9 protein-coding genes are annotated in these 12,585 nt (G+C 66.8%); 1 reads left to right on the plus strand and 8 read right to left on the minus strand.

What is annotated here, in order from left to right; genetic code table 11:
* From CFB34_RS25465 to argS, 6 genes are all read right to left on the minus strand, one after another.
* Nucleotides 1–1,647 carry an ABC-F family ATP-binding cassette domain-containing protein gene (locus tag CFB34_RS25465; RefSeq protein ID WP_089441133.1) on the minus strand — a complete coding sequence of 549 codons (1,647 nt, stop codon included), beginning with the start codon at nucleotides 1,645–1,647 and terminating at the stop codon, nucleotides 1–3.
* A 199-nt stretch (nucleotides 1,648–1,846) separates the two neighbouring features.
* A complete protein-coding gene (locus tag CFB34_RS25470) occupies nucleotides 1,847–3,442 on the minus strand; it encodes an ABC transporter substrate-binding protein (protein WP_089441132.1) in 1,596 nt (531 codons plus the stop codon).
* 538 nt (nucleotides 3,443–3,980) lie between these two features.
* Entirely contained in the window at nucleotides 3,981–4,754 is a 774-nt protein-coding gene (locus tag CFB34_RS25475) for an SDR family oxidoreductase (RefSeq protein ID WP_089441131.1), read from the minus strand.
* A gap of 19 nt (nucleotides 4,755–4,773) precedes the next feature.
* Nucleotides 4,774–5,412, minus strand: coding sequence for a thiol:disulfide interchange protein DsbA/DsbL (locus tag CFB34_RS25480; protein ID WP_089441130.1), 639 nt, complete (start codon nucleotides 5,410–5,412; stop codon nucleotides 4,774–4,776).
* A 69-nt stretch (nucleotides 5,413–5,481) separates the two neighbouring features.
* A complete protein-coding gene (locus CFB34_RS25485) occupies nucleotides 5,482–6,387 on the minus strand; it encodes an SPOR domain-containing protein (protein ID WP_089441129.1) in 906 nt (301 codons plus the stop codon).
* 92 nt (nucleotides 6,388–6,479) lie between these two features.
* Complete coding sequence (gene argS / locus CFB34_RS25490; protein ID WP_089441128.1) at nucleotides 6,480–8,261, minus strand: arginine--tRNA ligase; 1,782 nt, start codon at nucleotides 8,259–8,261, stop codon at nucleotides 6,480–6,482.
* Nucleotides 8,262–8,461: 200 nt separating this feature from the next.
* Here argS and CFB34_RS25495 point away from each other — a divergent pair, with 200 nt between their 5' ends.
* Entirely contained in the window at nucleotides 8,462–8,785 is a 324-nt protein-coding gene (locus CFB34_RS25495; RefSeq protein WP_089426439.1) for a DUF1840 domain-containing protein, read from the plus strand.
* 295 nt (nucleotides 8,786–9,080) lie between these two features.
* Here the strand turns inward: CFB34_RS25495 and CFB34_RS25500 are convergent, their stop codons facing one another.
* Together CFB34_RS25500 and metH are read right to left on the minus strand one after the other, a co-directional pair.
* Nucleotides 9,081–9,668 carry a hypothetical protein gene (locus tag CFB34_RS25500; RefSeq protein ID WP_089441127.1) on the minus strand — a complete coding sequence of 196 codons (588 nt, stop codon included), beginning with the start codon at nucleotides 9,666–9,668 and terminating at the stop codon, nucleotides 9,081–9,083.
* 188 nt (nucleotides 9,669–9,856) lie between these two features.
* Nucleotides 9,857–12,574: a methionine synthase gene (gene metH / locus CFB34_RS25505; protein ID WP_179243663.1), complete on the minus strand. Its 2,718-nt coding sequence runs from the start codon at nucleotides 12,572–12,574 to the stop codon at nucleotides 9,857–9,859.
* Nucleotides 12,575–12,585 lie beyond the last annotated feature (11 nt).

Below are 12,585 nucleotides of genomic sequence, written 5' to 3' on the forward strand. Positions count from 1 at the left end.
TCAAGCGACGGGTTCGTAACGCCACCCGTCGCGATGCCATTGCATCGTGTGCGTCGGGGCGAGCGCCGCAAGAAACGCGGGGTCGTGCGACGCGACCACGATCGCGCCGGGGAAGCCCGCCAGTGCGGCTTCGATCGCCCGCACCGATTCGAGATCGAGGTGATTGGTCGGCTCGTCGAGCAGCAGCAGTTGCGCGGGCGTGCCGCGCCACAACGCGCACGCGAGCGCGGCTTTCAGCCGTTCGCCGCCGCTCAGTTGCCGCGCCGGCTGCGTTGCGCGCACCGCGTCGAGCTGCAACAGTGCGAGCCGGCTGCGCAGGTCGCCTTCGGCGAGCGGCGTATCGAGCAGCCCCAGTTGCTCGACGATCGAGCGGTCGGGATCGAGCAGCGCGAGCCGCTGGTCGAGATACGCGGCGCTCACATGCGTCGTGCACGCGCCTGAACGCGGCGAAAGCTCGCCCGCGAGCATGCGCAGCAACGTCGATTTGCCGCAGCCGTTCGGGCCGGTCAATGCGATGCGCACCGGGCCGCTGGCCGACCATGTGATCGCGTCGGCATCGCCGGCGATGCGCCACGGCAGTTGCGCGCGGTCGAGCGTGAACAACTGGCGGCGTGCGCTGACCGCGGTGCCCGGCAGCGACACGAGCACGGGCGCATCGGCTTCGACGCGCGCGGCCGCTTCCTGTACGCGTTCGTCGAGTGTCGCCTTGAATTCGTTCTGGTGGCGCCGCACCGTGCCCATGATGCTGCGCGCCGCACCCTTGCGACTCTGTTTTGCCATCGACGACAGGTTGGCCGTCTTCGCGTCGCGCAGCGACGCGGCCGCGTGACGCTGGATCGTGTCGTGCTCCTGTTCGAGCTTGCGGCGGGCACGTCCGCGTTCCGCGCGCGCGTTGTCGAGCGCGGACTGCGCGGCATCCTGTTCCGCGTCGCGCTGCGCGCGATAGAGCGCGTAGTTGCCGCCGTACGCGCGCACGCCTTGCGGCGTCAGCTCGACGATGCGCTGCACGCCGGCGAGCAGCGCGCGGTCGTGGCTCACGACGACGAGGCCGCCGCGCCAGCCGTCGAGCGCCGCGCGCAGCCACGCCCGGCCCGGCGCGTCGAGATGATTGGTCGGTTCGTCGAGCACGAGCAGGCCCGCGCCGGACAGCAGCGCGCCGATTAGCGCGACACGCGCGAGCTGGCCGCCGCTCAATGCCTGCGCGGGCGTATCGGCGCGCACGTCGTACAGGCAGGCGGCGTCGAGCGCGGTGCGCAGCCGCTCCGCGAGATCCCAGCGATCGCCGATCAGGTCGAAGTCGTGCGGTTCCGCGCGACCGTCGGCGAGACGCGCGAGCGCGCCGAGCGGTGCATCGAGCGCGGCAATCTGCGCGACGGTTCGCGGGCCGGCCGATACGTCCCCGTCGTCATGCTGCTGCGCGACGTAGACGACGTGCGTGTGCCGCTCGATCGTCCCCGCGCTCGGCGCGCAGCGGCCCGCGATCAGTTGCGCGAGCTGGCTCTTGCCGATGCCGTTGCGGCCGACGATGCCGGTCGGCGTGCGATCGATGCAAAGGTCGAGCGAATCGAACAGCGTGAAGCCGTCGTCGAAGCGGAAGGAAACGTGATGAAGCGCGACGAGCGCGCCGGTGGGCGTGGCTGCAGCCATAAGCACCTCCGAAAATGCGTGAAGACCTTCGCGCGCGGCGTGCGTGGCACGGCGGCGAAAACATTTTGGGAAGGCTTAGTTGTTCACTTTGGCTGGCGTCCGGTATGAGGAATAGGCGCGCAGTGTAGCAAGCGCGGCGCGCGGGCCGCAAGCGACGGTCGGACGCACCGTCGCTTGCGCGCCACGCGCGAGGGTCGCGTTACTGCACGGCGACGGTCGTGAAGTTCTGCCGTCCGAACGGACTCACGTGATAGCCGCTCACGTTCGTGCGCGTGAGCGCGGCCGCGGTCGGGTAGCCGAGCGGAATCCACAGCGCCTGGTCGTGGATGATCTTCTGCGCGGCTTCATACAGCTTCGCGCGCTTGGCCTGGTCGGCGGTCGACTTGCCGTCGGCGATCAGCTTGTCGAGCTGCGAGTCGCAGAAGCGCGCGAAGTTGATGCCCGACTTCACCGCATTGCAGCTGAACAGCGGCGACAGGTAGTTGTCCGGATCGCCGTTGTCGCCGGCCCAGCCCATGAACAGCATGTCATGCTGGCCGAGCTTCGCCTGCTTGATCAGCTCGCCCCATTCGATCACCTTGACCTCGGCCTTCACGCCGATCTTCGCGAGGTCGGCCTGCAGCAGCTCCGCACCGACCTTCGGATTCGGGTTCAGCACGCTGCCGGTCGGACGCGTCCAGATCGTCGTCGAGAAGCCGTTCGGGAAGCCGGCCTGCGCGAGCAGCTGCTTCGCCTTCGCCGGATCGTACGCATACGGCGCGACGTCCTTTGCGTAGCTCCACGTGTTCGGCGGATACGGATTGTTCGCGGCCGTCGCGGTGTTGTCGAACACGACCTTCAGGTAGGTCGCGCGGTCGAACGCGAGGTTCAGCGCTTCGCGCACCTTGTCGTTGTCGAGCGGCTTCTTCTGCGTGTTCAGCGCGACGAACGCGGTCATGAACGCAGGCGTCTGCACGACCTTCAGCGCGCTTTCGCCCTTCGCGGCGAGCACGTCCTGCGGCTTCGGCGACAGCGCGATCTGGCATTCGCCGGCCTTCACCTTTTGCAGCCGCACCGACGGATCGGGCGTGATCGCATAGATCAGCCGGTCGACCTTCGGCTTCGTGCCCCAGTAGGTCGGGTTCACGTCGTAGCGGATCAGCGCGTCCTTCGTGTAGCTCTTCAGCACGAACGGGCCGGTGCCGACCGGCTTCGCGTTCAGGTCGGCCTGCTTGCCGGCCTTCAGCAGTTGGTCCGCGTATTCGACCGAGTAGATCGACGCGAAGCCCATCGTCAGGATCGGCACGAACGTCGCGTTCGGCTCGTTCAGCACGAACTTCACGGTGCTGTCGTCGACCTTCGTGACCGACTTCACGAGCTTCACGAGGCCCATCGACTGCGCGTGCGGGAAGCCGCTCGCGCCGGCCACCTTGTGCCACGGATTCGCGTCGTCGAGCATCCGCGAGAACGTGAACACGACGTCGTCCGCGTCGAGCGCGTGGGTCGGCTTGAAATACTCGGTGGTCTGGAACGCGACGTTCGGACGCAGATGGAACGTGTACGTCAGGCCGTCGGCGCTCGCGTCCCATTTGTCGGCGAGCGCGGGCACGACTTTCTTCGCGGCTTCGTCGTACGACACGAGCGTGTTGAAGATCACGTCGGCCGACGCGTTGGTCGTGACGAGCGAGTTGTACTGCACGACGTCGAAGCCGTCCGGGCTCGATTCCGTACAGACGGTGAGCGGCTTGGCGGCGGCGAGGCCGGGGGCGGCGAGGGCGGCGGCGAGCGTGGCCGCGGCGAACAGCTTGACCTGCATAGGATCTCCCACGTGGCTTGTGTTTTTTGCTGGGTGACGGGATGCGGGCGCGGCCCGGAAGCGGACAGGGCCGGCGCGGCTGGCGAATAGCATACCGTCAAAGCGCGCGGCGCGTGAAAAAAGGCGCCTGAACGCGGCGAATTGGCCGAAAAACGGCTGCGTTCGCGACGGAACGGGTGTTGGGGCGGCAGTGGGGCGGAGGAGGCGGCGGGCGGCGGAACGCTGGCACCGGGGATGCAGGACAGCGGCGCGTCGGGGATGGCGCGGGCGCGGTGTGGGCGTGTCGCGGATCGAATCGTCGAAACGGCCAGGCGGCGGTGCGGAGAAGTGGAGAAGCGGAGAAGCGGAGAAGCGGAGAAGCGGAGAAGCGGAGAAGCGGAGAAGCGGAGAAGCGGAGAAGCGGAGAAGCGGAGAAGCGGAGAAGCGGAGAAGCGGGGAAGCGGGGAAGCGGAGAAGCGGGGAAGCGGAGAAGCGGAGAAGCGGAGAAGCGGAGAGACGGCCCGCGCAGCTTCACGCGGGCCCAGCGCTCACCGGAGCGTCAGTGCGCGCCCGCCTTCGGCTTGCGCGGCGCCTTCTCGAACAGGCGGTCGTACAGCCAGCGCGGCAACACATGCAGCACTTTCGCGACGACGCCCATCTGCCACGGAATCACGCGGAACGCGTGTTGCCGCGCGATCGCCTGGGCCGCACGCGCGGCGAAGCGGTCGGCGTCCATCAGGAACGGCATCCGGTACGGGTTGTGCGCGGTCATCGGCGTGCGGATGTAGCCGGGCGCGATCGTCACGACGCCGACGCCGGCCGGCCGCAACTCGACGCGCAGCGCTTCGAGATACTTGATCGCGGCCGATTTCGACGCGCTGTACGCGCCAGAACCGGGCAGCCCGCGCACGCCGGCAACGCTCGCGACACCGACCAGCGTGCCGTGGCGCGTGGCCGTCATCGGGCCGACGAACGGCTCGAACGTCGCGACCATCCCGTAGTAATTGATGTCCATCACGTCGCGGAACGCCGCGAGATCGCCCTGGCCCGTGACGGCGCCCTGGCTGATGCCGGCGTTCGCGATCACGACGTCGGGGCAGCCGTGCGTCGCGATGAACGACGCGGCGGCCGTCGCGAGCGCGTCGGCGTCGCGCACGTCGGCGGAATAGACGGAGATGGACAGCTTCGGGAACCGCCGCGCGAACGCCTCGAGGGCATCGGTGCGTCGCGCGACGAGTGCGAGCGTGGCGCCCTGGCGGGCGTATTCCTCGGCCATCGCGAGGCCGAGGCCGCTCGATGCGCCGGTGATGAAGACCTTCAGCGGAGTAGTCATGCCGGCGCGCGGGCGGGGATCAGAGCTTCTTGTCCTGAACCTGCTTCACGAGGAAGTCGAGCACCTGGGCGGTACCCGGGATGCTGTTCGTGTAAGCGGGGCCCGTCTTGTACTTGCCCTGGACGACGACCGTCGGCACGCCGTCGATCGCGTAGTCCTTCAGCAGCTTGGCCGACTGGTTCACTTCGCCCTGCACGCTGAACGAGTTGTACGCGTCCGTGAACTGCTTCTTGTCGACGCCCTGCGTGGCCAGGAAGTCGGCCTGCGCCTGCGGCGTCAGCAGGTAGTTCTTCTGCTTGTGGATCGCGTTGAAGATCGCCGGCGTGACCTTCTCGGAGATGCCGAGCGCGGACACCGCGTAGAACAGCTTCGAGTGCGGGACGAAATCGTCACGGAATGCGACGGGGACGCGCTTGAAGTCGATGTTGTTGCCTTGTTTCTTCACCCAGGCTTCGATCGTCGGTTCGAATTCGTAGCAGTGCGGGCAGCCGTACCAGAAGAATTCGATCACCTCGACCTTGCCGGCCGGCGCGGACACCGGCTGCGGCGACTTCATCACCTCGAAGTCCTTGCCGGAGACCGGTGCGGCGGGCGAAGCCTGCGCGAGGCCGGCGGCCAGGCCCAGGGACAGAAGGAGCGTGCTAAGCAGTTTTTTCATGTTGTGAACGTCGAATCAGTTGCTCGGGTTACGAAACGTAACGGGTTCTGAGTGGGCTCGGCCGGTTGCTTACTGCTTCGTGAAACGGATCACCGCCGTGTCGACACCTGCATCGGACAGGCGCTGGCGAGCCGAGTTCATATCCTCGAATTTCGAGAATGGGCCGACACGCACGCGGAAATACGTCACGCCGCTGACATCGCGCTTCGACACCTTCGACTCGAAGCCCTGGAAGCCGAGGCGCGCGCGCTGCTGCTCGGCGTCGCCTTCCGTCTTGTACGCGCCCACCTGCAGGAAGTAGCCGGTATTCGCGTCGTTCGCGGTCGGCGGCTTTGCCGTCGCGGCGGCCGCGGCCGACGAGGTCGGCTTCGGCGTGTTCGCGGCCAGTTGCTGTTGCTGCTGCTTTTGCGCGGCCGCTTGCTGCGCCTGCTTCTGCGCGGCGAAGCGGGCGAGGTCGTCCTCGCCGCCTTGCTGCTGTTGCTGCTGCGCCTGCTGCGTCTTCTTCGGCGGCGGCGTGGTGTCGGCCGGCTTCGGCGCGACGGCCACGCCGTTGCTCGACGACGTGTTGTTCGACGCGGTCGAATTGTTCGAGCTGCCGGTGTTGTTCGAGCCGCTCGACCCGTTGGCCTGCGGCGGCACTTCGACGATTTGCGGCTCGGGCAGCAGGCCGCCCTGGGTCTGGTTCGCGGCCTGGCCGGGCGCGGTGTTCGGCGGCGCGGGCTGCGCGGCTTGCGGCACCGGCTGGCCCGGCGTCTTGCCCTGCAGCGCGCGGTTCGGATCGAACTGCTGCGGCTGGCTCGCGCCGTTGTCGGCCGGCGGCGGCGCGACCTTCGATACGAACGGCGACGGGGAACGCGTGATGTAGAGCGCCACCACCACGGCGATCGCGAGGCCGACGATCAGGCCCAGCACGATTCCAAGAAATGTCCCTCCGGCTTGTTTCGATTGCTTCGAAGTTCGGCGTGGTTGTGCCATTGCTTGAGTCACCTGCAAAAAGAATCGTGAAAAGGCTGCGACGGGCGCTCCAGCCGCAGCCATTCGCTGCCCGGTTCGGGCCGCTTACTGCCTTACATCTTGGCGGGCGCGGACACGCCGAGCACCGCCAGGCCGTTCTCGAGCACCTGCCGGGTTGCGGCGAGGAGTGCGGCGCGCGCATTGCGCGGCGCTTCGTCGTCGACCAGCACGCGCTCCGCATTGTAGAACGAGTGGAATTCGCCAGCGAGGTCGCGCAGGTAGAACGCAACGGCGTGCGGCGCCAGTTCGTTGGCCGCGTGCGTGAGCATGTCCGGGTACTCGGCCAGCTTTTGCATCAGCGACGCCGCTTGCGTGCTCGTCAGTTGCGACAGGTCGGCGCCCGGCAGCTGCGCGACGTCGACGTTGTAGCGCGACTTCAGCTCGTTGAGCACCGAGCAGATCCGCGCATGCGCGTACTGGACGTAGTAGACCGGGTTTTCGTCGTTCTGTTTCAGCGCGAGGTCGATGTCGAACACGAACTCGGTATCGGCCTTGCGCGAGATCAGGAAGAACCGCACCGCGTCACGGCCGCGCGTGATCGTCGCTTCGTCGATCAGGTCCGGCGCCGCTTCCTGGCCCGCCGCCGCGCCGCCCGACCATTCGATCAGGTCGCGCACCGTCACGTAGCTGCCCGCGCGCTTCGAGATCTTCACTTCCTGGCCGTCGCGCATCACGGTGACCATCTTGTGCAGCACGTAGTCGGGGTAGCCCTTCGGGATCCCGATGTGCAGGCCCTGCAGGCCGGCGCGCACGCGCGCGATGGTGCCGTGGTGGTCCGAACCCTGGATGTTGATCACCTTCGTGAAGCCGCGCTCCCACTTCGTCACGTGGTACGCGACGTCCGGCACGAAGTACGTGTACGTGCCGTCCGACTTGCGCATCACGCGATCCTTGTCGTCGCCTTCGTCGGTCGTGCGCAGCCACAGCGCGCCGTCCTGCTCGTAGGTCATGCCGGCCTTGATCAGCGCGTCGACCGTCTTCTCGACACGGCCTTCGCTGTACAGCGATGACTCGAGGTAGTACTGGTCGAACTTCACGCCGAACGCCTGCAGATCCATGTCCTGCTCGCGACGCAGGTACGTGACCGCGAACTTGCGGATCGCGTCGAGATCCTCGACGTCGCCCGTGCCCTTGACCGGCTCGCCGTCCGACGCGGCGACCGTTTCGCCGTTCAGGAAGTCGCGTGCGATGTCGGCGATGTACTCGCCGTTGTACGCGGCTTCCGGCCAGCCCGCGTCGCCCGGCTTCAGGCCGCGTGCGCGTGCCTGCGTCGAGATCGCGAGGTTGCCGATCTGCACGCCTGCGTCGTTGTAGTAGAACTCGCGGTGCACCGCGTAGCCCTGGCTCGCGATCACGTTCGCGAGCACGTCGCCGAGCGCGGCCTGGCGGCCGTGGCCGACGTGCAGCGGGCCGGTCGGGTTCGCCGACACGAATTCGAGCAGCACCTGCTTGCCTTTCTCGCGATCCGACGTGCCGAACGCGCGGCCCTGGTCGAACACGGCGGCGATCACCGCCTGCTTCGCGGCGGCCGACAGGCGCAGGTTGATGAAGCCGGGGCCGGCGATCTCGGCGGCTTCGACGAGGCCTTGCGCGCCCGGCTGGGCGGTGAGGGCGGCGACGATCTGCTCGGCGAGCTGGCGCGGGTTCGTGCCGAGCGGCTTCGCGAGCTGCATCGCGACGTTGCACGCAACGTCGCCGTGCGCGGCGACCTTCGGGCGCTCCAGCGTGATGGCGGGGGCGACGGATGCCGCGTCGGCGCCTTTCAGCGCGTGTGCGACCTGCTTGACGCTATCCGCGAGCAGGGCTTCGAGGGTCTGTTTGTGTGCTGGCAGCATGCTGGTAGAAGGCTTCGTTGGTGGCGGCCGGAAACGCCGGCCCGCCGGCGCGCTTTTTAAGCGCGCGTTTCAGGGATCGCAGAATTTTAACAGGTGCTAATATGCCGCTCAGGCGGCCCGCGTCCGCGAGGCCGGACGCCGGTCTGCCGGCGTTCCCCAACCGCGCCGCGCAGGCACAACAAGATGAAAAGGGAATTGTCATGATTACGTTCAAGAGCAAGGCGGCACAGGATCTCGACGTGCTGAAGGATTTCGCCGTGTATGTGCTGGGTCTCGTCGGCAAGCAGCTGGGCGAGCGCGGGGTGATTACGCACGACGAGCTGGACCACGCGATCGCCAAGCTGGAAGGCGCGGTCGCGCAGGCGAAGCAGGAGCGCGCCGAGCACGCCGGCCATTTCCACGAGGACGAAGCCGACCACGCGCACCACGAAGTGCCGGCGAGCCTGGCCCAGCGCGTTGCGCCCTTCCTCACGATGCTGCGCGAAGCGAAAGCCGGCGAAGCCGACGTGCACTGGGGCTTCTGAGCCTGCTTGCCCGGCCGGTCCGAAAGGATCGAAAGGCAGAAAAAGCCCGCGTTCGAGCGGGCTTTTTCTTTCGTCTGACGAAAGGTGCTGGGCGGTGGTGTACTCGAATCGGGTGGGGCGCTCGCCTTGACCGAAAGGTGAAATTCCTTATAATTCAACGCAAGACCATGTGAAAGCGGGTGCGAAAACATGGCGCCGCCCGAGCAATCGGGCCCCACCTGGAGTGGGTACTTCGTCGAAAGACGGAAAGAGAATCCCGCATACGACGGCTGCCGAAAGGCGGCCGTTGGCTTTTCTACGCCCGGATTTTGCGGCCCTCCAGGCTTGCGCGCAGCAGCGTGCGCAACGCCACCCTCCTGGCTTCCCGCTGGCGCCTGTTCAAGCCGCCATCCAGCATATAGGCCGACTGGACGCGCAGGATGAGCCGGCGTTTTCTGGCCCGGTCCCGCGAAACCTCGAAGAACACGGCATACATCCGCTGTACGCCATCCGACGAGGCTGTCTCTACCGTCACGAAATTGGGCTGTCGTTCATCGGCGACGACGATCCGGCGCGTCGCCAGCCCGACGATCACGTCGCGCAACAGGCGTCGCGACGCGTGGTACCGGTCCGCGCAGAGCACGCGCGTCTCGCGACCATCGTCGTAGATCTCGTCGTCCGGAATGGTGTCGCGGGGGCGCGGATCCCATTTGAAACTGCGGGTGAAGCAGTGACAGGAGAAGAGGACCAGCACCGTTACGTCGAAGCCGGTTTCCAGGTCGCACGAGAACGTCAATGGACGCAAATGACTCAGGTCCCAGTGTTCGCCGCGGTAGCGCGTCGGCGGGAACGGACTGGCTGCATCGATCGGCGTTTCGTTGATCCGGATCTCGAAGGTCGACATGGCGGGGCGAATTTCGGGCTAAGCGGAAAGGGCGACTCCTGCGCCTTTACCTGATGGCCAGGGCGTTTGCAGCCTGGGATGCACAATATTGAGATTAGGTATCCTGAGTGATTGGCGCGTTGTACAACGCGCCCCGTGAACGGGGCGCGCGATGGCGACGCGCGGCGGAAGCGCCGCGGTTCGATCGATCAGAGCTGCGGCGCGAGCGCGCGGCGCGCGTCGTCGAGCGACAGCGCCATGCGCTGCGCGTAGTCCTCGAGCTGATCCTGGCCGATTTTGCCGACCGAGAAATACGTGCTGTCCGGATGCGCGAGATAGAAGCCCGACACGCTCGCGGCCGGCAGCATCGCCAGCGAGTCGGTCACGCTCATGCCGATCTCGTCCGCGCGCAGCACGTCGAACATGTCGCGCTTCACGAGGTGGTCGGGGCAGGCCGGGTAGCCGGGCGCCGGGCGGATGCCCGCGTACTTTTCCGCGATCAGCGCATCGTTGTCGAGCGTCTCGCCGCTCGCATAGCCCCACAGCTCGCGCCGCACGCGCGCGTGCATCGCTTCCGCGAAGGCTTCCGCGAAGCGGTCGGCGAGCGCCTTCAGCATGATCGCGCTGTAGTCGTCGTGGTCGGCTTCGAACTGCTTTTCCTTCGCGTCGACGCCGAGGCCGGCCGTCACCGCGAACATCCCGATGTAGTCGGCGACGCCCGATTCCTTCGGCGCGATGAAGTCGGCGAGCGAGCGGTTCGGCCGCATCACGCCGTCGACCACCGGGCGCACGCTCTGCTGGCGCAGGTTGCGCCACGTGAGCAGCACTTCCGAGCGCGACTCGTCGCTGTAGATCTCGATGTCGTCGTCGTTGACGCTATTCGCCGGCAGCAGCGAGATCACGCCGCTCGCGGTCAGCCAGCGGCCCTGGATCAGGCGCGCGAGCATCGATTTCGCGTCGGAGAACACGCGCCGCGCCGATTCGCCGACGATCTCGTCGTTCAGGATCGCCGGGTACGGGCCCGCGAGATCCCAGGTCTGGAAGAACGGGCCCCAGTCGATGTACTGCGCGAGCTCGTTCAGGTCGTAGTTCTTGAACACGCGGCGGCCGATGAACTTCGGCTTCACCGGCTGGTAGGCCGCCCAGTCGACCTTGGTCTTGTTCGCGCGCGCTTCGGCGAGCGTGACCATCGGCTGCGCCTTGCGGTTCGCGTGCTGGTCGCGGATGCGTTCGTAGTCGGACTTCAGCTCGTCGAGGTACTTCGTCGCGCCTTCGTCGGACAGCAGGCTGGAGGCGACCGACACCGAGCGCGACGCGTCCGGCACGTACACCACCGGGCCTTCGTAGTGCGGCGCGATCTTCACGGCCGTGTGCACGCGCGAGGTCGTCGCACCGCCGATCAGCAGCGGGATCTTCTTCACGCGGAAGTAGTCGTCGCGCTGCATTTCGGACGCGACGTAGGCCATTTCCTCGAGGCTCGGCGTGATGAGGCCCGACAGCCCGATGATGTCCGCGCCCTCGACCTTCGCCTTCGCGAGGATCTCGTTGCACGGGACCATCACGCCCATGTTGACGACTTCGAAGTTGTTGCACTGGAGCACGACCGACACGATGTTCTTGCCGATGTCGTGCACGTCGCCCTTCACGGTCGCGATGACGATCTTGCCCTTCGCGCGCACGTCGCCGCCCGCTTCCGCGAGCAGGCGCTTTTCTTCCTCGATGAACGGGATCAGGTGCGCGACCGCCTGTTTCATCACGCGCGCCGATTTCACGACCTGCGGCAGGAACATCTTGCCCTGGCCGAACAGGTCGCCGACGATGTTCATGCCGTCCATCAGCGGCCCTTCGATCACGTTGATCGGGCGGCCGCCGGCCGCGGCGATCTTCGCGCGCACTTCTTCGGTATCCTCGACGATGAAGTTCGTGATGCCGTGCACCAGCGCATGCGAGAGCCGCTTCTCGACCGGCTGGTTGCGCCACTCGAGGTTCTCTTCCTTCTTCGCGCCGCCTGCCTTGAACTTGTCGGCGATCTCGAGCAGGCGGTCGGTCGAATCGTCGCGGCGGTTCAGGATCACGTCCTCGACGCGCTCGCGCAGCTCCGGGTCGAGGTCGGCGTACACGCCGAGCTGGCCCGCGTTGACGATGCCCATGTCCATCCCCGCCTGGATCGCGTGGTACAGGAACACGGTGTGGATCGCCTCGCGCACCGGGTCGTTGCCGCGGAACGAGAACGACACGTTCGACACGCCGCCGCTCACCTTCGCGTACGGCAGGTTCTGCTTGATCCAGCGGGTCGCCTCGATGAAGTCGACCGCGTAGTTGTTGTGCTCCTCGATACCGGTCGCGACCGCGAAGATGTTCGGGTCGAAGATGATGTCTTCCGGCGGGAAGCCGACTTCGTTCACGAGGAAGTCGTACGAGCGCTTGCAGATCTCGGTCTTGCGCGCGAACGTATCGGCCTGGCCGGTTTCGTCGAACGCCATCACGACGGCCGCCGCGCCGTAGCGGCGGATCAGGTGCGCGTGGTGGCGGAACGCTTCCTCGCCTTCCTTCAGCGAGATCGAGTTCACGATCGCCTTGCCCTGCACGCACTTCAGGCCCGCCTCGATCACGTCCCACTTCGACGAGTCGATCATGATCGGCACGCGCGCGATGTCCGGCTCCGATGCGATCAGGTTCAGGAAGCGCACCATCGCCGCCTTCGAATCGAGCATCGCCTCGTCCATGTTGATGTCGATCACCTGCGCGCCGTTCTCGACCTGCTGGCGCGCGACCGCGAGCGCCTCGTCGAACTGGCCGTTGAGGATCATGCGTGCGAACGCCTTCGAGCCGGTGACGTTGGTGCGTTCACCGACGTTGATGAAGAGCGTTCCGGACGTGACGTTGAACGGCTCGAGGCCGGCGAGGCGCATCATGTGATCGGTCATGGCGGTGCGAA

This window comes from Burkholderia sp. HI4860 (assembly GCF_002223045.2).
GTDB lineage: Bacteria > Pseudomonadota > Gammaproteobacteria > Burkholderiales > Burkholderiaceae > Burkholderia.

Coding starts and splice junctions, on each gene's coding strand:
- CFB34_RS25465 (WP_089441133.1), bottom strand. CDS start 1,647: ATGGCTGCAGCCACGCCCACCGGCGCGCTCGTCGCGCTTCATCACGTT.
- CFB34_RS25470 (WP_089441132.1), bottom strand. CDS start 3,442: ATGCAGGTCAAGCTGTTCGCCGCGGCCACGCTCGCCGCCGCCCTCGCC.
- CFB34_RS25475 (WP_089441131.1), bottom strand. CDS start 4,754: ATGACTACTCCGCTGAAGGTCTTCATCACCGGCGCATCGAGCGGCCTC.
- CFB34_RS25480 (WP_089441130.1), bottom strand. CDS start 5,412: ATGAAAAAACTGCTTAGCACGCTCCTTCTGTCCCTGGGCCTGGCCGCC.
- CFB34_RS25485 (WP_089441129.1), bottom strand. CDS start 6,387: ATGGCACAACCACGCCGAACTTCGAAGCAATCGAAACAAGCCGGAGGG.
- argS (WP_089441128.1), bottom strand. CDS start 8,261: ATGCTGCCAGCACACAAACAGACCCTCGAAGCCCTGCTCGCGGATAGC.
- CFB34_RS25495 (WP_089426439.1), top strand. CDS start 8,462: ATGATTACGTTCAAGAGCAAGGCGGCACAGGATCTCGACGTGCTGAAG.
- CFB34_RS25500 (WP_089441127.1), bottom strand. CDS start 9,668: ATGTCGACCTTCGAGATCCGGATCAACGAAACGCCGATCGATGCAGCC.
- metH (WP_179243663.1), bottom strand. CDS start 12,574: ATGACCGATCACATGATGCGCCTCGCCGGCCTCGAGCCGTTCAACGTC.